The following is a 20,573-nucleotide window of genomic DNA, read 5'->3' as shown; positions in this document are numbered from 1 at the left end:
CGTGGAGACCGCGCGAGGTCAGCGCTGGATCTCCACCAGGAGCACCCACGCGGTCAGGCAGGACGCCGCGATCCCGCCGACCAGCGCCCCCACCAGCCAGTAGAGACCACCCCCGGCCCCGAGGGCCAGCGACAGCGCGGCCGCCAGCAGCGCAGCGGCCGGCAGCAGCACCGGGACCGCCGCGCGGACCCGGGGGGCGCGCGGGGCGTCCCCCTCCGCCCGGGCCCGCACCAGCTCGGCCGCGCCGGCGGCGCCGAGCAGCACGCCGGTGCCGGCGAGCTCGGCGGCGAGGGCGGACACCGGCTGACCGGGGACGAGGACGAAGACACCTGCGGCCAGCAGCGCCACCAGCAGCCCCAGTGTGGTCGCGGCCCGGCGGGGGAGCACCGGGAACGCGAGGACCCGGTCGAGGTTGATGGAGACCGCGACGAACAGCAGTCCGGTCAGCGCCGCGGTGGCACCGACGGTCGCCACGGCGAGGTCGTGCCACGCCTCGGGCCGGTAGGCGTCCGGGCTCTCGGCTCCCACGCCCCCCGATCCTGGCGCAGGGGCCGGCGGGACGGCGCCCGGCGGCCCGTCAGCGGTAGGCCGACCCCCCGCGCAGGCGGGCGCCCACGGCCACGTGCAGCGGCGCGAGGACGACGCCGTCGCGGGCCAGCCGTGCCCGCAGCGCCCGCCGGTGCCGCAGCAGGCCGACCAGCCCGACCGCCCAGAACACGTACTGGACGGCGAACGCGGCCCGGAAGGCGCCGAGGTCGTAGGCCGTCGAGGCCCCGGGCGTGAGCAGGTCGAGCACCGCGCCGATGGCCAGGACGGTCAGCAGCGAGGCGACGAAGCCGCCGACGTTGACCACGCCGCTGGCGCTGCCCTGCCGCTCGGCCGGGTTCCAGGTGCGGGCGAAGTCGAAGCCGATCATCGAGCCCGGGCCGTTGGTGCCCAGCACCAGCACCAGCACGACGAGCAGCCACACCGGCGCCCGCCCGGGCCACAGCAGCACGACGGTCCACACGGTCACGGTGGCGGCGAGGATGCCGAGCACGAGCACTGAGCGACGCAGCGGCCAGCGCCCGCACAGCCGGCCGAGCAGCGGGCCCACGCCCATGCCGACGACCACCAGCAGGGTCAGCAGGCCCGCCGCCGTCCCCGGGGCGAGCCCCTGGCCGACGACGAGGAACGGGTACCCCCACAGCAGCGCGAACACGGTGCCGGAGAACTGGGTGACCAGGTGCGTGTAGAGGCCGACGCGGGTGCCCGGCTCGTGCCAGGTCAGCGCCAGGCTGCGACGCACCTCGGCCAGCCCGGCGGGACGGGTGGTCTCCGCGCCCGGTGGCGCGTCGCGCAGCGCGACCAGCACCAGGACGGCGGTGAGCACGCCCACCGCCGCGGCGCCGAGGAAGGTGCTGCGCCAGCCCACGCCGTGCAGCAGCGCGACCAGCGGGTACGCGGCCACGATCTGCCCGACCTGGCCCAGGATGCCGGTGAGCTGGGTGATCACCGGGACGGTGGGCCCCGGGAACCAGAAACCGATCACCCGCAGCACGCTGATGAACGTCATCGCGTCGCCGGCGCCGACGAGCACCCGCGCGGCGACGGCGGTGGGCACGTCGGTGGCCAGGGCGAGCACCAACTGCCCGGCGGCCATGGTCAGCGCGCCCACCAGCACCAGCCGGCGCGAGCCGAACCGGTCCAGCGCCACCCCCACCGGCACCTGCAGCCCGGCGTAGACCGCCAGCTGCAGCACGAGGAACAGCGAGACCGCCGACGCCCCGGCCGAGAAGCGCTCCTGCGCCTCGACGCCGGCCACACCGAGCGAGGCGCGGTGGAACACCGCGACGGCGTAGGCGGCCAGCGCCGTGAGCCAGACGGCGTAGGCGCGCGCGGGAGCGCGGACGGGCGTCGTGGAGGTCACCCAGGTAGCGACAGCACCGCCCCGGCGGTTGTTCCCCCGAGCAGCGGTGAACCCGCTCACCGGCGACCGGACCCCGGCGTCCCTGCGGCGGCGCCTCCCCCGCCCGTGCCTAGGATCGGCCAGGTGAGCGCCACGGTCGTGCCCGAGGACACGACCCAGGACGACGCCGCCCGGCGGGTGCGCATCCTGCTCGCGCTGGCCACCTGCATGGCCCAGAAGGGCTACCGCGCCACGACGATCTCCGACATCGCCCGGGCGGGCCGGGTGTCCAAGACCGTCGTCTACACGCACTTCCGGGACAAGGAGCACTGCCTCCTCGAGCTCTACACCCGCGCCTCGGACACGATGCTGGCCGCGGTCCGGGCCGCGCAGGAGGACGCCGCGGCCGCGGGCCTGCCCTGGCGCGACCGGCTGCGCGCGGCGGTGCGGGCCTACGTGGAGCTGCTGGCCGCCAACCCCGAGGTGGCCTGGGCCGCCCTCGTCGAGGTGCAGGCCGCCGGCCGCCCGGCTCTCACCCTGCGGCGCCGGGTGATCGACCGCTACGTCGAGCTGCTCTGCGGCGTGGCCGCCGAGCTGGCCGGGCGGCACCCCGACGAGGTGCGCCCGGTGGACCGGGCCCTGGTGCTGGCGGCCGTCGGCGGGCTCAACGAGCTGATGCTGGCCCGCGTCGAGCGCGGCGAGGTCACCTGCCTGGCCGACGACACCGACGTCGCCACCGAGGTGCTCGTCCAGCTGGTCGCCCGCCGCTCCTGAGCCGGCGGCTCAGGCGGTCGGACGGGCCGGCCGCAGCGCCAGCACGGCCAGCGCCCCGGCGACGCTCAGCCCCGCCGCGGCCAGCGCCGCGGCGTCCCAGCCGTCCAGCAGCGCGGTGGCCGCGCCCGCGCCGGCCGGTGCCGCGGCGGTGACCAGCAGGACCACCAGGGTCGCTCCGACGGCGGCGCCCAGGTAGCGGGCGGTGTTGTTGGCCCCGCTGCCCATGGCCGCCCGCTCGGCGGGCACGTGCGCGACCGCCTCCCGGCCCAGCGCCGCGTTGGCCGCGCCGTAGCCGACGCCCAGGACGAGCAGCCCGGGCAGCACCGCGGTGCCCCGGTCGCCGACGTCGAGGACGGCGAGCGCGGCCAGCCCCGCCGCCGACACCGCCAGGCCGCCGGCCAGCAGCAGCCGCCCGTCGACGGCCGGCACCCAGCGCAGCCCCCAGGAGGTGGCGGTGGCGACCGCCGACCAGACGACCACCGGCACCGTCGTGGCCAGCAGGCTCTCCCCCAGCCCGCGCTGCAGCACGGTGGCCAGGTAGGACATCAGCCCGACCGTGGCCGCGCCGGTCACCAGCGCCCCGACGTTGGCCGCGACGAAGCCGCGGACACGGAACAGCGCGAGGTCCACCATCGGCGCCCGCACCCGCGCCTCGGCCAGCACGAAGCCCGCGGCGAGCAGCACGCCGGCGACCAGCAGCGCCACCCCGGTCGCCGTCCCCGCGCCGGTGCGCGGCGCCACCAGCCCGACCAGCAGGCAGCACACCGCCGACACCAGCAGCACCGGGCCCACGACGTCCACCCGCGGCCGGCGCGGGCGCGGCGACTCCGGCAGCAGCAGCCGCGCAGCCAGGGCCAGCACGAGGGTCAGGACGGCGGTGACCACGTGGGTGGCCCGCCAGCCGGTGTCGCCGTCCAGGACCACTGCGGCCAGCCCGCCGACCCCGGTGCCCGCGCCGAGGCTGGCACCCCACACGGCCGCCGCCCGCGCCCGCGGCGGGCCGAGCGGGAACACCTGTGCCAGCAGGCCGAGCGAGCAGGCCAGCACGGCCGCGCCGCCGACGCCCTGCACCAGCCGCCCCGCGACGAAGACGCCGGTGGACCCGGCGGCGGCGGTCAGCGCGGCGCCCGCGGCCAGCAGCACCAGCCCGGCGGTGAACACGCGGCGGCGGCCGACGTCGTCGGCACCGGCACCGGCGACCAGCAGGGCGGCGGCCAGCCCGACGCTCATCGCCGAGAGCAGCCACGCCTGCCCGCCGGGCCCGGCGCCGAGGTCGCGGGCGGTGGCGACGGCGGTCGCCAGCGGGGTCACGAAGGCGGCGAGCACGACGAGCGTGCTGGTGGCGACGACGGCGAGCGTGCGGCGCTGCACGGTGCGCGGCGCGGCCGCCGTCGACGCGGGCGCTGCCGGGGCGGTCCGGGTCACCGGCGCCTCCTGCCGGTCGAGTCAGTTCGACTCTCGAACCGACGGTGGGGCGACCGTAGCAGCACCCGGCGCCCCCGATCCACCTCCGCCGGACACGGGGAGGTCGGCGCATGGCCGGGACGGGTCGCGGGCAGGAGGACCGGCGAGAGGGCACCGACCGGGTGCCGAGCGACCAGGGAGGAGCAGCGCCGATGGCGTCCGTCATCCACTTCACCATCGCGACGACCGCGGAGGAGAGCCCCGACTTCCGCCGCGTCCTGTGGACCGGCACGAACACCCAGCTGGTGATCATGACCATCCCACCGGGCGGCGAGATCGGCGAGGAGGTCCACGAGGACATCGACCAGATCCTCACCTTCGTCAGCGGCGTCGGGGAGGCGAAGGTCGGCGGGGCCACCAAGAAGGTGGCGCAGGGCGACCTCGTCGTCGTCCCGGCCGGGACGAAGCACAACTTCCTCAACACCGGCCAGCTGCCGCTGGTGCTCTACACCGTCTACGGCCCGCCGGAGCACGCCGACGGCGCGGTGCACCACACCAAGGAGGAGGCCGACGCGGCCGAGGAGTCGGGCGAGGACGAGCCGCCGACCGAGAGCTGACCCCCGCCCCGGTGCCGTCCACGCCCGGACGGCACCGGGACGCCCTGGGGGACACTGCCCGGGTGACCCTCGTCGACTCCCCGGCCTCGCAGGACACCCCCTCGCAGGACACCGCCGCCCTCACCGCCGCGCTCCGCCGGGCCGGCATCGGGGACGTCGACGACTCGGGCCTGGCCCGGGCGCTGTACTCCTCCGACGGCTCGCTGTACCGGGTGCTGCCGCGGGCGGTCGTCCGGCCGCGGCACGCCGACGAGGTGGTCGCCGCGCTCGAGGTGTGCCGTGACCTCCGCGTGCCGCTGACCATGCGCGGGGCGGGCACCTCCATCGCCGGCAACGCGGTGGGCACCGGGGTCGTCGTCGACACCAGCCGGTACCTCAACCGCGTGCACGCCATCGACCCGGAGGCAGGCACCGCCGTCGTCGACCCCGGTGTCGTGCAGGCCGCGCTGCAGACCGCCGCCCGCCCGCACGGCCTGCGCTTCGGTCCCGACCCGAGCACGAGCAACCGCTGCACCGTGGGCGGGATGATCGGCAACAACGCCTGCGGCTCCCGGGCGCTGGGCTACGGCCGGACGTCGGACAACGTGGCCGGCCTCGACGTCGTCACCGGGACCGGGCAGCGGCTGCGGCTGGCCTCCGGGTCGGCACCGGGCGGCCTCGACGAGCTGCAGGCGCTGGTCGGACGCGAGCTCGCGACCATCCGCACCGAGCTCGGCCGCTTCGGCCGCCAGGTGTCGGGCTACTCGCTGGAGCACCTGCTGCCCGAGCACGGCTTCGACGTCGCCCGCGCGCTGGTGGGCAGCGAGGGCACGCTGGCCGTCGTCCTCGGCGCCACGGTGGAGCTCGTCGCCGACGCCCCGGCCCGCGGGCTGGTCGTGCTCGGCTACCCGTCGATGGCCGACGCCGCCGACGCGACCCCGGGGCTGCTGCGGCACGGGCCGACCGCGGTCGAGGGCCTCGACGAGCGGATCGTGCAGCGGCTGCGGGACGTGCCGGCCGCCGTCGTCCCCGACCTGCCGCGCGGCGCGGGCTGGCTGATCGTGGAGCTGACCGGCGACAGCGTCGCCGAGGTCGAGGCCAAGGCGGCCGGGGTGCTGGCCGACGCCGGTGCCGTGGACACGATGGTGGTCACCGACGTGGCGCAGGCGGCGGCGATCTGGCGGATCCGGGAGGACGGCGCCGGGCTGGCCGCGCGCACCTCCGACGGGCGGCCCGCGCACGCCGGCTGGGAGGACGCCGCGGTGCCGGTGACCTCGCTGGGCGGCTACCTGCGCGAGTTCGAGGCGCTGCTGGAGCAGCACGGGCTGCAGGGCGTCCCGTACGGGCACTTCGGCGACGGCTGCGTGCACGTGCGCATCGACTTCCCGTTCGGCCGCGAGCCCGACCGCGGGCGCGCGGCCTACCGGGCGTTCGTGCAGGACGCCGCCCGGCTGGTGGCCCGCTACGGCGGGTCGGTGTCGGGCGAGCACGGCGACGGCCGGGCCCGCAGCGAGCTGCTCGACACCATGTACTCCCCCGCCGCGCTCGACCTGTTCGCCCAGGTCAAGGCGCTGTTCGACCCCGCCGACGTGCTCAACCCCGGGGTGCTGGTGCGCCCCGCCCGGCTCGACGACGACATCCGGGTGGCCGCCGCGCCCCGCCGCCGTGAGGGCCTGGCGCTGGCCTACCCGCACGACGGCGGCGACCTGTCCAACGCGGTGCACCGCTGCACCGGCGTCGGCAAGTGCCGGGCCGACCCCTCGGGCGTGGCGGTGATGTGCCCGTCGTACCCGGCCACCCGCGAGGAGAAGGACTCCACGCGCGGCCGCGCACGGGTGCTGCAGGAGATGCTGGCGCCCGGCGGCCCGGTGCGGGACTGGCGCTCGCCGGAGGTGCACGAGGCGCTGGACCTCTGCCTGTCGTGCAAGGGCTGCTCGCGCGACTGCCCCACCGGCGTGGACATGGCCTCCTACAAGGCCGAGGTGCTGCACCAGAGCTACCGGCGGCGGCTGCGCCCGCGCTCGCACTACCTGCTCGGCCGGCTGCCGATGTGGGCCGACCTCGCCGCCCGGGCGCCCCGGCTGGTCAACGCGGTGACCCGCTCGCGGCTGGGCGGGCGGCTGGCCCGGTGGAGCGCCGGCGTCGACCAGCGGCGCGACCTGCCCGCCTTCGCCCGGCGCACCTTCCGCCAGGAGTTCACCCCGCGGCCCGGCGGGGGCGCCCCGGTGGCGCTGTGGGTGGACTCCTTCACCGACCACTTCGCGCCGGAGGTGGCGCACGCGGCGGTGCGGGTGCTGGAGGCGGCCGGCTACTCGGTGCAGGTGCCCGGCGACGACACCTGCTGCGGGCTGACCTGGATCACCACCGGCCAGCTCGACACGGCCAGGCGGGTGCTCGGCGACACGGTGCGGCGGCTGGCACCGCTGGTGGACGCCGGGGTGCCGGTCGTCGGCCTGGAGCCGTCGTGCACCGCCGCGCTGCGGGGAGACGCCGTCGACCTGGTGGACGACCCGGCCGCGGGGCGCGTCGCCGCGGGCACCCGGACGCTCGCCGAGCTGCTCACCGCGACCGAGGGCTGGACGTCGCCGTCGCTGGCCGGCGTCGAGGTGGTCGCGCAGCCGCACTGCCACCACCACGCGGTGATGGGCTGGGCGGCCGACGAGCGGCTGCTGCGGCAGGCCGGCGCCACGGTCACCCGGCTGGGGGGCTGCTGCGGGCTGGCCGGCAACTGGGGCGTCGAGCGCGGGCACCACGACGTGTCGGTCGCGATCGCCGAGCAGCAGCTGCTGCCCGCCGTCCGCGGGGCCGGGCCGGACGCCGTCGTCCTGGCCGACGGCTTCTCCTGCCGCACCCAGCTCGACCACCTCGCCGACCGCCCCGGCCGGCACCTCGCCGAACTGCTCGCCGACGCCCTGGACCAGGCATAGGAGGCTCCCCCCACGTCTCCGGGGCCCCGGACGTGGGGGGAGCCTCCTGTGCCTGGCGCGCGGGAATGGGCGGGCCGGCGGCGCGTTGGCGCGAGGCATGACGACTCTCGGCATCATCGGCGCCGGCCACATCGGCACGGCGCTCGCCCAGGCAGCCACCGACACCGGCTACGACGTCGTGCTCTCCAACTCCCGCGGTCCCGAGACCCTCGCCGACCTCGTCGACGCCCTCGCCGACCGCCCGTCGCGCAGGGGCACCGTCCGCGCGGCCACCGCCGCCGAGGCCGGCGCCGCCGGCGACCTGGTCGTCGTCACCGTGCCGCTCAAGGCGGTCGACGACGTCCCGGTCGAGCCGCTGGCCGGCAAGGTCGTCATCGACACCAACAACTACTACCCGGAGCGAGACGGGCACGTCGCCGCGCTGGACGACGAGACGACGACCACCTCGGAGCTGCTGCAGGAGCACCTGCCGACCTCGCGGGTGGTCAAGGCGTTCAACCACGTCCTCGCCGCCGACATCACCGCCCGCCGCACCCCGCCGGGCACGCCGAACCGGCGCGCCCTGGCCATCGCCGGGGACGACGCCTCGGCCCGGGAGACGGTGGCGTCGTTCATCGACGAGCTCGGCTTCGACGTCGTCGACCTGGGGCCGCTGGCCGAGGGCTGGCGCATCCAGCGCGACACCCCCGGCTACGGCGCCGACCTCGACGCCGGCCGGCTGACCGAGGCCCTGGCGGCGGCGAAGCGCTACCGCGAGATGTGAGCCGGCGGTCCGCCGGGCGGGCTCAGGCCGCCCGGCGGGCCCGGCGGGCGCGGGCGGCGGCGAGCACGGTCGGGGCGACGGCGGCGGCGATGCGGGCGTAGCCGGCGGAGGACGGGTGGAACCGGTCGGCGGAGAACAGCGCCGGGTCGTCGGTGAAGGCCCGGCCGACCTCGGCGGACACCGCGGCGACCGTGGCACCCCGGGCCTCGGCCACGGCGGCCTGCTGCCGCTGCAGCAGCGCGCAGGCGGCCTGCACGGCGGGGCGGAACGCCGGCGGGACGAACGGCACGCTGGACATGTCCGGCGCCGGGACGACGACGACGTCGGTGCCCGCGGCGCGCAGGTCGGCCACCGCGGCGCCCAGCGCGGCCGCGGCCTGGTCGGCGGGCAGGAAGCGGGCGAGGTCGTTGGCGCCGATGACGACGACGGCGAGGTCGGCGCCCAGCGGGGCGGCGCGGCGGACCTGGGCGGCGAGGTCGCGGGACACGGCGCCGGGGACGGCGAGGACGGTGAGCTCCACGTCGGTGCCCTCGCTGCGCAGCACCTGCGCCAGCCGCGGGCCGAGGCCGTCCTCGATCCGCGCGGCACCGGTGCCGAAGGCGATGGAGTCCCCGAGGAGGACGAGACGGAACGGTGCGGTCACGATCGGTGCAACGCCGCCGGGGGCGCCGATCTGCCCTCCGGCGACGTGCCGGGGCCCACGGACGGCACGAGGCCGCCCGCCCCGCACGGGGGACGGACGGCCTCGCGGTGGTGCGGTGGCCTCCCTGCAGGGTCCCGCCCCGAGCGGAGCGAGGGGTGGGGGCAGGGAGGTCCTTTCCTCAGGCCTTGGGGCCGCCGGCGGCGTAGACGACTTGGCCGGACACGAAGCCGGCGCCCTCGCTGACGAAGAACGACACGAGGTGGGCGATGTCCTCGGGCTGGCCCACCCGCTGCACCGGGATCTCCTTGGCGGCGTAGGAGATGAAGTCCTCGAACGCGACACCCATGCGCTCGGCGGTCGACTTGGTCATCTCGGTCTGGATGAAGCCGGGTGCGATCGCGTTGGCGGTCACGCCGAACTTGCCCAGCTCGATGGCGAGGGTCTTGGTGAAGCCCTGCAGGCCGGCCTTGGCCGTCGAGTAGTTGGCCTGGCCGCGGTTGCCCAGCGCCGAGGTCGAGGACAGGTTGACCACCCGGCCCCACTTGGCCTCGACCATGTACTTCTGCACGGCGCGGGCCATGAGGAAGGCGCCGCGCAGGTGCACGTTCATGACCAGGTCCCAGTCGACCTCGGTCATCTTGAACAGCATGTTGTCGCGGATGACGCCCGCGTTGTTGACCAGCACGACCGGTGCGCCCAGCTCGGCGGCGATCCGCTCGACGGCGGCCTGCACCTGCTCGGCGTCGCTGACGTCGGCACCCACCCCGAGGGCGCGACCACCGGCGCCCTCGATGGCCTGCACGGTCTCCTTGGTGGCGGTCTCCTCGAGGTCGAGCACGGCCACGGCGAAGCCGTCGGCGGCCAGCCGCTGTGCGGTCGCGGCCCCGATGCCCCGGGCGGCGCCGGTCACGATCGCGACGCGGGGGGTTCCCTCGCTCATTGCGGTTCCTCTCATGCTGGTGGCGGCGTCGTCGCCGGCCTCTCCGGGCACAGGGCGCGACGGGGAGCCCCGCCGTGCGCCCGCGCGCTGCGCCCGACACGTTACGGGTGAGTAGGTTCCCCACCCTCGTGGGCCCGGCGGCGCGTCGCGCGCCGCGGGCTCAGGGCCAGATGGAGGCGACGATGATCGCGGCCACCGACAGCTGGGCCGCGGCGCTGACCAGGCTGGCCGGGTGGAACCCGACCTCGGTGACCAGCGCGCCCAGCTTCCCGGGGGTGAGCAGGTCGAGCAGGACGAAGGCGCCCGCCTGCAGCAGCACGCCCAGCACGCCGAAGACGACGGTGTAGAGCAGCGCCTGCCCGAAGCCGGAGGTGGCGTTGGTCCAGATGGTGGTGAAGGTGATCGCGCCCTGGGCGAGGAAGCCCGCGGCCAGCACGACCGCCGCGCTCACCGACCGCTCCTCGTAGATGCGCCGGCCGAGGTGGCCGGGCGTGAGCAGGTCGAGGGCGAGGTAGCCCAGCGCCAGCAGCACGAGACCGACGGCGGTGTAGGCGACGGCGTAGCCGATGCTGGCCAGCACGAGGGAGACCTCCGGGGTGGGCGGGAACGGGCCTGCAAGGTCTACCGCACCGCTCCCCCGCGCCGCACGCGACGGTCCGCCGGTCAGCTCCCGGGACGGACGACGTCGACGCGGTCGAAGCCCTCGTCCTCCGACGGCGGGCGCAACCGCGCCCGGGCGGCCAGGACGCCGACCAGCGGCACCCGGGCCCGGCCCTCGCGGGCGTCGTTGCGGGACAGGCACTCCTCCACCGGCGTGTCGATCCAGACCGCCCGGACCGGCACGCCGGCGGCCCGGGCCGCGGCGACCAGGGGCGCCCGCTCCGCCGGCGACGGGGAGGTGTTGTCGACGACGACGCTGCGCCCGGCCGCGAGCAGCTCGGCGACCACCCGCTGCTGCCGGGCCTCGCGCCGGCGCGCCCGCGGCCAGTGGTCCTTGCTGACGACGACGTGGGTGGCGGCCAGGTGCCGCGCCACCCACGTCGACTTGCCCGCCCCCTGCAGGCCGACCATCACGACGAGTTCCTGTGTCACCTCAGGCCGACCGGCCGTCGGCCCCGGGCCCCGCCGCGAGGCTGCGCGGGGTGGGGGCAGGTGAGGTGCTGGAACGGCCCGCCTGCAGGGTCCCGCCCCGAGCGGAGCGAGGGGTGGGGGGCCGAGGAACGCTCCTCTCGGCCCCGCTGCAGGGCCCCACCGCGAGCCTGCGAGTGGTGGGGGGCAGCGGGGTCCTTCCTCAGGCGGTGCGCCGCAGCGGGGTCACCGGCTCGTCGTCCTCGAGCACCGGCCGGGCGGCCGGGTGCTCGACGAGGGCGAGCACCCGCCCGGACATGAACCGCGCGGTGCGCACGGGGGTGCCGCCGCGGGTGCTCTCGGTGACCTCCACGACGCCGCGGCCGTGGGTCACGTCCACCCGGCGTCCGGCGCGGGTGGCCTCGATCTCGTAGGTGCGGGTGTCGCCACCGGCGTCGATGACGACCTCGACACGATCGCCCTTCACGGGTCCTCCTCGAAGGTCTCGCCGGACGCGTCGTCCGACACGGGGACAACGTCCCGCAGACCCCTGACATTCCGCGAAAGCGCAGCTCAGCCGCCGGATCCCCGCCGTCCGGGCCAGTGCGGGTGCAGCGCCCGCACCGAGGCCAGCGCCGCCCTCCGGTCGTGCGCGCGCTTGCGGGCGCGGCTGGTCCGCGGCGGCCGCGGCTCCTCGCGCAGCAGCGCGTCGAGCCAGTGCCCGCGCGGGTCGACGTCGACCAGCAGGGCCTTGACCAGGAGGGTCAGCGGGATGGCCAGCAGCGCGCCCAGCGCCCCGAGCACCCAGCCCCAGAACAGCAGCGCGAGGAAGGTGACCGTCATCGACAGGCCCACCGAGTCGCCGACGAAGCGGGGCTGGATGAGGGTCTGGACGACGAAGTTGAGCAGTGCGTAGACGATGATGACGACCCAGAACTCGGTCCAGCCGGCGTCGAGCAGCGCGAGCAGGGCCGGCGGGATGACGCCGAGGACGAACCCGATGTTGGGCACGTAGTTGGTGATGAACGACAGCAGCCCCCACAGCAGGGGCAGCGGCACGCCGAGGATCTCCAGGGCGATGGTGTCGCCGACGGCGACGATCGCGCCGAACACGGTGCTGACCAGCAGGTAGCTGCGGGTGCCGCGGGCGAACAGCCCCAGGGCGATCGGCAGGTGCGGGCGCTCCTCGGCGACCAGCGCCAGCCGCCGGCCGAACCCCCCGGACTCGATGGCGAGGAACACCATGGCCGAGAGCAGCAGCACCAGCGTGGTGGCGGTGTCGGTGACCCGGGCGAGCAGCCCGGTGGCCAGGCCGACGAGCTGCCCGTAGTCGAAGCGGTCGACCAGCCCGGCGATCTGCGACGAGGACATGCCGGCCTCGTCCAGCCGCCGGACGGCGTCGTCGAGCAGGATCTGGAACTGCGGCGCGTAGTCGGGCAGCAGCAGGGCGAACTGGGCGATGGCCACGACCAGCATCGACCCGAGGGCGAGCAGCACCCCCCACACCAGCACCAGGAGCACGGTCGCGGCCATCCACCGGGGCACGTGGTGCCGCAGCAGCCAGCGCTGCACCGGCATGAGCGCGATGACGACCACCAGCGCGAGCATCACCGGCGCCAGCAGCCAGGCGATCTCGCGGACGCCGGCGACGGCGATGGTGGCGGCCGCCCCGCCGACCAGCAGCACCAGCCACCGGGGCAGCCCCGGCCCGCCCGGCAGCTCGGGTGGGGCGCCCGCGACCAGCGGATCGGCTCCCGGCCCGTCGCCGTCCAGCACGTCGACGGCGGGGCCGGCGGTCCCGGGCACGGTCAGGGGCTGGGCGGCCGCGCCGAGAGGGACCTGCAGGTCGCCGGCGTCGGGTGGCGTCAGCCGGGTGGCCCCGGTGTCGGCGCGGTCGCTGCCGGGGTGCGGCAGGTGCTGCTGCGCGGCCATGGTCTGGGTGGGTCCTCCTCCGCCGCCGCCGTGGGTCCTCAGGGTGACACGCCGAGGCCTCCTCCGGGGGGAGGCCTCAGCGGGGAGGCCCCTGCAGCAGGGCCGACATCTCCGGCAGCTCGAAGAAGGCCGCCGTCTCGCGGGCGCTGGGGCTGCCGGCGTCGGGGTCGGCACCGGCGTCGAGCAGAGCGCGGACGATGGGCTCCGAGCGGCGGAACACGGCCGCGGCCAGCGCCGTCTGCCCGCGGTCGTTGGCCCGGCCGTGCTCAGCGCCGCGGGCCAGCAGCGCGGCCACCGTCGCGGGGTGGGCGTGGTAGGCCGCGAGGACCAGCAGCGTGTCGCCCCTGTCGTTGGTGAGCTCCACCGGGACGCCGGCGTCGAGGTAGGCCTCCAGCTCCTCGGTGGAGCCGGAGCGGGCCAGGTCGAACACGCGCGCCGCCAGCGCGATGACGCCGGGGTCGACCGGCTCGCTCACGACGCGGCACCCCCGGCCCGGTCCACGAGCGCGAGCAGCCGCCGCCAGGCGTCCTGGCAGGCGTCGGCCCACTCCGGGGCGGCACGGTCGAAGAAGGAGTGCGGCGCCCCGTCGTAGACGGCGGTCTCGACGTCGGCGCCGGCCGCGCGCATCCGCTCGGCCAGCGCGAGCTGCTCCTCCACCGGGGTGGCCGCGTCGGCGCCGGCCACCAGCATCAGGGTGGGGCGGGTGGCGCGGTCGGCGGTGTCGCCGACCATGGCCGGCCGGCCGTAGAAGCCGGCGCACGCGGCGACGTCGAGGTCCCCGCCCGACTGCCGCCACGAGTGGCTGCCGCCGAAGCAGAACCCGACGGTGACGACCGGCAGGTCCGGCCGGGTGCGGGCGCGCAGCTCGGTGATCGCCGCGGCGAGGTCGGCGTCGACGCCCTCGGGCGTGGTCTGCGGGACGTGCGTCTGCCAGTCGAAGTCGCCGGCGCGGGTGCCGCCGTCGGCCGGGCCCGCGGTGCGGCCGAACCAGTCGATCGCCAGCGCCGGGACGCCGGCCTCGGCGAACCGCTCGGCCAGCGCCACGTAGTAGGGGTGCAGGCCGCGGATGTCGGGGAGGACGACGACACCGGCGGTCGCGGCGGCGGGGTCGGCCGGCCCGGCGAACGCCGCCGAGAACCGCGTGCCGTCGGCCGCCGTCAGGACGGTCAGGTCAGTCGCGCCGACCTCCCCGCCGGTGCGGGGCGGCGCGGGCGGGCGGCTGCTGGGGTCGTGGCACACGGCGACGTTGCTACCAGCCGCCGGCCCCGCCTGCTCAGTGGCCCCGGTCAGTGGCCCCGGTCAGTGGCCCCCGGTGCGCTCCGCCGCCGCCGGCCGGCCGCCGAAGGTCGCCGCGGCGACGTCGCGGCGGGCGTCGGTGAGCCACTCGTACTGCCGGTGCGCCTGGTCGATGAGCCGGTCGAGCTCCGCCGCGTCGATGCGGTCGTCGACCTCGGCGACGATGCGCAGCGTCTCGAACCCGCTGCGCTTGCCGCGCACCGCCGAGGCGAGGAACTCGAACTCGACGAGGTCCGACAGCGGGGACCGCGACAGCAGCCGCCCGTTGAGCTTGGCCCGGGTGACCTTCTCGGCCACCCACACGCCCAGCTGCTTGTACTGGCGCACCGGGATGCCCAGCGCCTGGGTGACCGCCAGCAGCGAGGCCTTCTCGTCGCGCAGCTCGTCGAGCAGCTGCCGCAGCGGGGCCTCCCACCGGGAGCCGGCGTGCACCCGGAGCATGCGGCACACCAGCTCGATGCCGCCGGTGGCCGCCGCCAGGTGGTCGTTGACGTAGATGCCGAGGAGCTCGGCGTTCCGCTGCGGGTGCGCGGGAGCGCTCATGACGGACCTCCGGGAGACGGCGTCGTGCCATTCTCCGGGTGCGGTGATCACCGCGCGCGCCGGGCGCCCTCCGGGGTGACCCCGTCCGTGCGGGCGAGCAGCCGGACGGCGGTGGGCCGCAGCTCCTGCTCGAGGTCCCACAGCCCCGCGGCGAGCCGCTGCGCCACCGCCTGCCGGGACACGCCCAGCGCGGCGGCCGCGGCGGCGCGGGTGTGCCCGGCCGCGACCAGGTCCACGGCGGCCCAGGCCGCCGGGGTGCGCCGGGCGAGCAGCACCGCCAGCGCCGTGAGCACCGCCTGCGCGTCGGCGGCCGCGGCCGGGTCGGGACCGCGGACGGCGAGCCGGGCCGGCCGGCGCGCGGCGGCGGCCAGGGCCCGGCGGGCGGCGAGCAGCACCTCGGCGTCCCCGGCGGGGTCCGGCGCCGCACCGACGCCGACCCGCCAGCCGCCCTGCCGGGCCAGCGTGAGGACGGCGTCCACGGCCGGGGCGGCGTCGTCGAGCAGCGCCGTCCACCCCTCCCCCGCCGGGGCGACCGGCAGCCCGGCCGGCGGCGACCGCGGGGGTCCGCCCGGCGCCCGGGGGACGGCAGCGAGCGCGAGCACCTGCGCAGCGTCGCGCCGGAGCGCCGGGCGGGCAAGCTCCTGGCCTTGCCCGGCGCGTCAGCCGACGGCGAGCCCGGGCGGGAAGCCGCCGGTGGCCACCGGGCCCCAGCGCTCGATGGTGACCCGCAGCAGCGACTTGCCCTGCCGGGCCATCGCGGCGCGGTACTCGTCCCAGTCGGGGTGCTCGCCGCTGATCGAGCGGAAGTACTCGACCAGCGGCTCGAGGGCCTCGGGCAGGTCGAGCACCTCGGCGCTGCCGTCGAGCTGCACCCAGGGGCCGTCGAAGTCGTCGGAGAGCACGCACAGCGAGACGGCCGGCTCGCGGCGGGCGTTGCGCACCTTCGCGCGCTGCGGGTAGGTCGAGACCACGACCCGCCCCTCGGCGTCCACGCCGAAGGTCACCGGCGACAGCTGCGGGCCGCCCTCGCGGCGGCGGGTGAGCAGCACGGCACGGTGCCGGGGGCGGAGGAACTCCAGCAGGGCTTCGCGGTCGACACGGTCGGCGGTGGCGGTCCGGGGCACGGCCCCGACGCTAGCCGCGCCCCCCGGGAGGGGCAGCGCAGTCGGCGCGCCGGGGCCGTGCGGCCGGTCAGGAGCCGGTCTTGGTGACGCCGAACATCAGCACCCGGCGGTCGATGTCGTAGTGCACCGTCTCGGTGTTGGCCAGCAGGTCCTGCAGGTTGTCCGCGTCGTCGGGGTCGAGGGTGAGGATCTCCTCCCACGCACCCTGGTCGAGCACCAGCTGCAGGGTGTAGGTGCCGGGCTTGCCGGGCTCGCCGGCGATCCAGCTGAACTGGTAGTGCGACAGCTGCCGCACCTTGACGCTGTTGTCGGTGACCGGCTGCGGGACGTCGGACATGGCGCTCCTCCGGGACGGGCCGGGGCGGGGTCCCCGGCTCGTCGGTGACTACCCGCTCGGGCCGCCGTCGACCTCGCCCACGGCGGGGAACGGGCCCGTGCGGTGCGCCCTGTCGATCTGTGGTGCGATCGGGGCCATGAAGTTCCGCCTGCCCGGACGCCGGGACGACGTCCCCGCCGCGCGGGCCGGCAGCTCGTCGGCCGCCGCCGGTGCCGGCCGGGCCGACGCCGGGCGCGAGCAGCCGACCCCCGCCCTCACCGGCGAGGGCGGCACCGGCGACCCGCGATCGGGCGACCACGAGGCCACCGCGGCCCCAGCGCCCACCTGGCAGCGCGGTGAGCGCGCCCGCGCCGCGACCCGCGCGCTGGCGATCGGCTCGGCGCAGCTGCTGCTGATCGCCGCCGCGCTGGTGGTGGTCGGCTGGGTGCTCGGCAGGCTGTGGGTGGTCCTGCTGCCGATCATCCTCGGACTGCTCTTCGCCACGGTCCTGTGGCCGCCCACCCGCTTCCTGCGCCGCCACGGCTGGCCGCCGGCCCTGGCCGCCGCGGTCGTGCTGCTGGTCTTCCTCGCGCTCATCGCCGGGCTGATCGCGGTGATCGCGCCGCAGGTGGCCGACCAGGTCACCGAGCTCGCCGACCAGGCCGCCGACGGCCTCGAGCAGGTCCAGCAGTGGCTGCAGGGCCCGCCGTTCAACATCGACGAGGAGCAGATCGGCCAGTACGTCGACCAGGCGATCGACTCGGTCCAGTCCAACGCCTCCAACATCGCCGGCTACGCCGCCACCGGCGCCTCCGCCGTCGGCAACGGCCTGATCAACCTGGTGCTCGCGCTGCTGCTGGCGTTCTTCTTCATCAAGGACGGGCCCCGCTGGGTGCCCTGGCTGGCCGCCCAGACCGGGCCGCGCGCCGCGCCGCACGTGGCCGCGCTGTCGCAGAAGACGTGGTCCACGCTGTCGGAGTTCATCAAGCAGCAGGCGCTCGTCGGCTTCGTCGACGCCCTGTTCATCGGCCTGGGGCTGTGGATCCTCGACGTGCCGCTGGTGGTCCCGCTGGCGGTGCTGACCTTCTTCGGCGCGTTCATCCCGATCATCGGCGCCTTCGTCGCGGGCGCCTTCGCCGTGCTCATCGCCCTCGTGGACGAGGGGTTCACCGTCGCGCTCATCGTCTTCGGCATCGTGCTGCTCGTGCAGCAGATCGAGGGCAACGTGCTGCAGCCGATCATCCAGGGCCGCGGCTTCAACCTGCACGCCGCGGTGGTCATCCTCGCCGTCACCGCGGGCAGCAGCCTGGCCGGCATCATCGGCGCGTTCCTCGGCGTGCCGGTGGCCGCGCTGATCGCCGTGGTCTACCGGTACACCCGCGACGTCCTCGACGGCCGGCACCCCGAGGTGGCCGGCGACGGCACGCACGCCCGGGTCGCCGGGGACGACGACGGCGCGGTGCTCACCCGGGGACCGGCGGCGCAGGCTCCCCCCGCCGGCTGAGCCGGGAATGCGGGGGTCCCCGCCGCCGCTGAGAGGAGGAGACGCCGGACACGGCGCCGTCCACCAGCAGGAGGTCCCCCGTGGCGCAGCGACCGGAGGAGCTCGTCGAGCTGCTCCCCGAGGCCGAGCCGTTCCTCGTCGCCGAGGCGGCCGTCGACCGGCCGGAGCAGCGCCGCGGCCTGGTGCTGGTGCACGCGCTGTCCGGCGACTTCGACTCCGCCTCCTCCGCCGCCCTGGCCGGGGCGCACCTGCTCGCCACGCTGCCGCACCGCACCGTCGCCCGCTTCGACGCCGACGCGCTGGTCGACTACCGCGCCCGCCGGCCGCGGATGACCTTCTCCGGCGACCGCTACGAGTCCTTCGACGCGCCGGAGATCGTGCTGACGGCCCTGGAGGACGACGCCGGCGAGCCCTTCCTCCTGCTGACCGGCCCGGAGCCGGACTACCGCTGGGAGGCGTTCACCGCGGCGGTCGCGCACCTCGTCGAGCGGCTCGGCGTCACCTCGGCGGTGGCGCTGCAGGCCATCCCGATGCCCGTGCCGCACACCCGGCCGGTCACCGTCACCGCGCACGCCACCCGTCGCCAGCTCATCGACGGCTACCCCGTCTACTGGAGCGAGATGCGCATCCCCGGCAGCGCCGCCGCGCTGCTGGAGCTGCGGCTGGGCGAGGCCGGCGTGGACGCGCTCGGCGTGGCCGCGCACGTGCCGCACTACCTCGCCCAGGCCGCCTGGCCGGCCGCGTCCCTGGGGCTGCTCGAGCACCTGGGCCGGCTCACCGGCCTGCTGCTGCCCACCGAGACGCTGCGCGAGGCCGCCCAGGCCAACCGCACCGAGATCGACGAGCAGATCGCCCGCTCGTCGGACAACACCGCGGTGGTGGCCGCCCTGGAGCAGCAGTACGACCAGTTCGCCGCCGCCCGCGAGGGCTCGGACCTGCTCAGCGACGCCGGCGAGGTGCCCAGCGGCGACGAGCTCGGTGCGGAGTTCGAGCGCTTCCTGGCCGAGCAGGACCGCCGCCGCGGCGACTGACGGAGGCACCGCTGCCCCCACCGCTGTCGAGCGGTGGGGGCAGCGGGACCCCGCTCAGGCGAGGACGACGCGCTCGTTCGGCACCGTGTGCGTCATCGTGAGGCCGGTGACGTCGCGCGGGCCGTTCTTGCCGAGGTTGGCGGCGCGCTGCAGCTCGTCCTCGGACAGCGTCTGCGACTGCAGCGGCTCCAGGCCGCGGACGTCGTCCGCGGTGATCCCGAGGCCGTCGCCGACCCGCTGGCCGAGCTCGTCGTCGCACATGAAGAAGTGCCAGACCATCCGCTCCTGCACCTCGCGGACCGCCTCGGAGACGTTGTCGACCAGGTTCTCCACCAGGTCGTCCTTCTCCCACTGGTCCATGAGCTGGTAGCGCTGCCCGGCCTGGGTGTAGTCGTTCGTCCGGGGGATGCGCTTGCGGGTCAGCCGGCCGGTGATCTCCGGGCCCTGCTCGTCGTGGGTCGGGTACTGCGCCTCGCGCAGGCCGCCCATGACCGACGGCTCGTAGTTCACGTGCGGGTTCTGGCCGGGGCCGAGGTCCACGCCGAAGGACATCTGGCCGCCGCGCTGGTTGGTGTGCACCGTCGCGCCCTGCGCCGAGTTGACCGGCAGCTGCAGGTAGTTCGGGCCCACCCGGTAGCGCTGGGTGTCGGAGTAGGAGAACGTCCGGCCGACCAGCATCTTGTCGTCGGAGAAGTCCAGGCCGTCGACCAGCACGCCGGTGCCGAACGCGCTCTGCTCGTTCTCGTTGTGGTGGTCGGTGACGTTCCGGTTCAGCGTCATCGTCCCGACGAGCTTGGGCTCGAAGTCGTTCTCCGGCCAGACCTTGGTGTCGTCGAGCGGGTCGAAGTCGAGCTCGGGGTGCTCGTCGTCGCTCATGAGCTGGACGTAGAGGTCCCACTGCGGGTACTCGCCCCGCTCGATCGCGTCGAAGAGGTCCTTGGAGGCGTGGCCCAGGTCGTTGGCCTGGATGGCGGCGGCGTCGGCCGCCGTCAGCGACCTCACGCCCTGCCTCGGCAGCCAGTGGTACTTGACCAGGTGGGTCCCGCCCTCGGCGTTGACCCACTTGTAGGTGTTCACGCCGAAGCCCTGCATGTGCCGGTAGTCCGACGGGATGCCGCGCGGCGAGAACAGGTTGACCAGCATGTGCATGGCCTCGGGCGTCTGCGACATGAAGTCGAAGATCCGGGCCGGCTCCTGCCGGAAGGTGATCGGGTCCGGCTTGAGCGAGTGGATGACGTCGGGGAACTTGATGGCGTCGCGGATGAAGAAGACCGCGAGGTTGTTGCCGACGAGGTCCCAGTTGCCGTCCTCGGTGTAGAGCTTCACCGCGAAGCCGCGCGGGTCACGGGCGGCCTCGGAGGAGTCCCGGCCGCCGATGACGGTGGAGAACCGGATGGCCAGCGGCGTCTTCTTGCCCGGGGCGTTCAGGAACTTGGCGCGGGTGTAGCGCTCGATCGGCTCGTCGCCCCACCGGCCGGTGGCCTCGAACTCGCCGTAGGCGAGGAAGCCGCGGGCGTGCACCACGCGCTCGGGGATCCGCTCCCGGTCGAAGTGGCTGATCTTCTCGAGGAACTGGTAGTTCTCCAGGGTCGCCGGGCCGCGAGCGCCCACCGTCCGCGAGTTCTGGTTGTCGTAGACCGGGTGGCCCTGACGGTTGGTCAGGACCGGGCGGTCGGCCTCGCTCGGTGCGGGGCCCTGCGATGCGACGTCGGTCATGCTCCTGCTCCTCCTGGGGTCTGGGCGGTCCGGCGCGCTGCCGGGAACGCGCGGACGGATCGGGACCGGCGGCAGGCCGGGCGCCGGGGCCGCTGCTGGGCCGGCGCC

General features: G+C 76.0%; 22 protein-coding genes. 6 read left to right on the top strand and 16 right to left on the bottom strand.

Annotated features, from left to right (window positions below; genetic code table 11):
• Positions 1 to 18: 18 nt before the first annotated feature.
• Both LY71_RS09530 and LY71_RS09525 read right to left on the bottom strand, forming a co-directional pair.
• Complete coding sequence (locus LY71_RS09530) at positions 19 to 528, bottom strand: hypothetical protein (RefSeq protein WP_106276720.1); 510 nt, start codon at positions 526 to 528, stop codon at positions 19 to 21.
• Between the two features lie 49 nt (positions 529 to 577).
• The gene (locus LY71_RS09525; protein ID WP_106276719.1) at positions 578 to 1,909 is read right to left on the bottom strand and encodes an MFS transporter; all 1,332 of its coding nucleotides are present in this window, start codon (positions 1,907 to 1,909) and stop codon (positions 578 to 580) included.
• 123 nt (positions 1,910 to 2,032) lie between these two features.
• Here LY71_RS09525 and LY71_RS09520 point away from each other — a divergent pair, with 123 nt between their 5' ends.
• Positions 2,033 to 2,662: a TetR/AcrR family transcriptional regulator gene (locus tag LY71_RS09520; protein WP_106276718.1), complete on the top strand. Its 630-nt coding sequence runs from the start codon at positions 2,033 to 2,035 to the stop codon at positions 2,660 to 2,662.
• A 9-nt stretch (positions 2,663 to 2,671) separates the two neighbouring features.
• On the opposite strand, the gene LY71_RS09515 is transcribed toward LY71_RS09520, so the two are convergent.
• On the bottom strand, positions 2,672 to 4,087 hold the full coding sequence (locus LY71_RS09515) for an MFS transporter (RefSeq protein WP_106276717.1): 1,416 nt from the start codon (positions 4,085 to 4,087) through the stop codon (positions 2,672 to 2,674).
• Between the two features lie 191 nt (positions 4,088 to 4,278).
• Between LY71_RS09515 and LY71_RS09510 the strand changes: the two genes are divergently transcribed.
• The 3 genes from LY71_RS09510 to LY71_RS09500 all read left to right on the top strand — a co-directional run bounded on the left by LY71_RS09510 (position 4,279) and on the right by LY71_RS09500 (position 8,352).
• Complete coding sequence (locus tag LY71_RS09510; RefSeq protein ID WP_106276716.1) at positions 4,279 to 4,683, top strand: cupin domain-containing protein; 405 nt, start codon at positions 4,279 to 4,281, stop codon at positions 4,681 to 4,683.
• A 62-nt stretch (positions 4,684 to 4,745) separates the two neighbouring features.
• Positions 4,746 to 7,589 (top strand): FAD-binding and (Fe-S)-binding domain-containing protein, encoded by a 2,844-nt coding sequence (locus tag LY71_RS09505; RefSeq protein WP_106276715.1) that lies wholly within the window; start codon positions 4,746 to 4,748, stop codon positions 7,587 to 7,589.
• 97 nt (positions 7,590 to 7,686) lie between these two features.
• The gene (locus LY71_RS09500; protein WP_106276714.1) at positions 7,687 to 8,352 is read left to right on the top strand and encodes an NADPH-dependent F420 reductase; all 666 of its coding nucleotides are present in this window, start codon (positions 7,687 to 7,689) and stop codon (positions 8,350 to 8,352) included.
• A 22-nt stretch (positions 8,353 to 8,374) separates the two neighbouring features.
• Here the strand turns inward: LY71_RS09500 and LY71_RS09495 are convergent, their stop codons facing one another.
• From LY71_RS09495 to LY71_RS09440, 12 genes are all read right to left on the bottom strand, one after another.
• On the bottom strand, positions 8,375 to 8,995 hold the full coding sequence (locus LY71_RS09495) for a GDSL-type esterase/lipase family protein (RefSeq protein ID WP_245887791.1): 621 nt from the start codon (positions 8,993 to 8,995) through the stop codon (positions 8,375 to 8,377).
• Between the two features lie 178 nt (positions 8,996 to 9,173).
• Positions 9,174 to 9,935, bottom strand: coding sequence for a 3-oxoacyl-ACP reductase FabG (gene fabG / locus LY71_RS09490; protein ID WP_106276713.1), 762 nt, complete (start codon positions 9,933 to 9,935; stop codon positions 9,174 to 9,176).
• 160 nt (positions 9,936 to 10,095) lie between these two features.
• Complete coding sequence (locus LY71_RS09485) at positions 10,096 to 10,515, bottom strand: DUF350 domain-containing protein (RefSeq protein ID WP_106276712.1); 420 nt, start codon at positions 10,513 to 10,515, stop codon at positions 10,096 to 10,098.
• Between the two features lie 83 nt (positions 10,516 to 10,598).
• Positions 10,599 to 11,027 (bottom strand): ATP-binding protein, encoded by a 429-nt coding sequence (locus LY71_RS09480; protein ID WP_245887790.1) that lies wholly within the window; start codon positions 11,025 to 11,027, stop codon positions 10,599 to 10,601.
• A 199-nt stretch (positions 11,028 to 11,226) separates the two neighbouring features.
• Complete coding sequence (locus LY71_RS09475) at positions 11,227 to 11,490, bottom strand: hypothetical protein (RefSeq protein WP_106276711.1); 264 nt, start codon at positions 11,488 to 11,490, stop codon at positions 11,227 to 11,229.
• An 86-nt stretch (positions 11,491 to 11,576) separates the two neighbouring features.
• Complete coding sequence (locus tag LY71_RS09470; RefSeq protein WP_106276710.1) at positions 11,577 to 12,935, bottom strand: AI-2E family transporter; 1,359 nt, start codon at positions 12,933 to 12,935, stop codon at positions 11,577 to 11,579.
• A gap of 76 nt (positions 12,936 to 13,011) precedes the next feature.
• Positions 13,012 to 13,410, bottom strand: a complete 399-nt coding sequence (locus LY71_RS09465; RefSeq protein ID WP_106276709.1) for an ankyrin repeat domain-containing protein — start codon at positions 13,408 to 13,410, stop codon at positions 13,012 to 13,014.
• Positions 13,407 to 14,174: a dienelactone hydrolase family protein gene (locus LY71_RS09460; protein WP_106276708.1), complete on the bottom strand. Its 768-nt coding sequence runs from the start codon at positions 14,172 to 14,174 to the stop codon at positions 13,407 to 13,409. Before LY71_RS09460 ends, LY71_RS09465 begins: the two co-directional genes overlap by 4 nt.
• 60 nt (positions 14,175 to 14,234) lie before the next feature.
• The gene (locus LY71_RS09455; RefSeq protein ID WP_106276707.1) at positions 14,235 to 14,774 is read right to left on the bottom strand and encodes a hypothetical protein; all 540 of its coding nucleotides are present in this window, start codon (positions 14,772 to 14,774) and stop codon (positions 14,235 to 14,237) included.
• 47 nt (positions 14,775 to 14,821) lie between these two features.
• Positions 14,822 to 15,376: a hypothetical protein gene (locus tag LY71_RS09450; protein WP_106276706.1), complete on the bottom strand. Its 555-nt coding sequence runs from the start codon at positions 15,374 to 15,376 to the stop codon at positions 14,822 to 14,824.
• A gap of 57 nt (positions 15,377 to 15,433) precedes the next feature.
• The gene (locus LY71_RS09445) at positions 15,434 to 15,898 is read right to left on the bottom strand and encodes a PPOX class F420-dependent oxidoreductase (RefSeq protein ID WP_106276705.1); all 465 of its coding nucleotides are present in this window, start codon (positions 15,896 to 15,898) and stop codon (positions 15,434 to 15,436) included.
• 67 nt (positions 15,899 to 15,965) lie between these two features.
• A complete protein-coding gene (locus tag LY71_RS09440) occupies positions 15,966 to 16,235 on the bottom strand; it encodes a hypothetical protein (protein ID WP_106276704.1) in 270 nt (89 codons plus the stop codon).
• Between the two features lie 136 nt (positions 16,236 to 16,371).
• Here LY71_RS09440 and LY71_RS09435 point away from each other — a divergent pair, with 136 nt between their 5' ends.
• Both LY71_RS09435 and LY71_RS09430 read left to right on the top strand, forming a co-directional pair.
• Positions 16,372 to 17,718: an AI-2E family transporter gene (locus LY71_RS09435; protein ID WP_106276770.1), complete on the top strand. Its 1,347-nt coding sequence runs from the start codon at positions 16,372 to 16,374 to the stop codon at positions 17,716 to 17,718.
• 80 nt (positions 17,719 to 17,798) lie between these two features.
• Positions 17,799 to 18,749, top strand: coding sequence for a proteasome assembly chaperone family protein (locus LY71_RS09430; protein WP_106276703.1), 951 nt, complete (start codon positions 17,799 to 17,801; stop codon positions 18,747 to 18,749).
• 54 nt (positions 18,750 to 18,803) lie between these two features.
• Here LY71_RS09430 and LY71_RS09425 read toward each other — a convergent pair whose 3' ends face one another.
• Positions 18,804 to 20,465 carry a catalase gene (locus tag LY71_RS09425; protein ID WP_106276702.1) on the bottom strand — a complete coding sequence of 554 codons (1,662 nt, stop codon included), beginning with the start codon at positions 20,463 to 20,465 and terminating at the stop codon, positions 18,804 to 18,806.
• Positions 20,466 to 20,573 lie beyond the last annotated feature (108 nt).

This window comes from Geodermatophilus tzadiensis (genome assembly GCF_003002915.1).
Lineage (GTDB): Bacteria > Actinomycetota > Actinomycetes > Mycobacteriales > Geodermatophilaceae > Geodermatophilus > Geodermatophilus tzadiensis.
Note: the sequence above shows the minus strand (reverse complement) of the source record. Positions and strands in the feature narration are given on the sequence as shown.